At 62.6% G+C, this 257-nt stretch carries 1 protein-coding gene; it reads left to right on the top strand.

The window, feature by feature from the left end; translation table 11 throughout:
• On the top strand, nt 1-257 hold a 257-nt coding region (locus tag SB847_RS21520; RefSeq protein WP_410578710.1), incomplete at both ends, for an aconitase family protein.

The raw sequence follows: 257 nt of genomic DNA on the forward strand, positions 1-257 counted from the left end.
GGCGGCATCGAAGCAGAAGCCGTGATGGTCGGAAAGCCAGTTGCGCTGGCGTTGCCCGAAGTGGTAGGCGTTGAGGTGCGCGGCCAACTGCGCGAAGGTGTCATGCCCACGGATCTTGTACTGGCCATCACGCAGCAGATGCGCAAGATCGGGGTGGTAGGCCAGTTCGTCGAGTTCTTCGGCAACGGCCTCGAAACCCTGTCCCTAGGCGACCGGGGGATGATCGCAAATATGGCACCGGAATACGGCGCCACGGC

The organism is Bacillus sp. SIMBA_026 (assembly GCF_046535335.1).
Lineage (GTDB): Bacteria > Bacillota > Bacilli > Bacillales > Bacillaceae > Bacillus > Bacillus velezensis.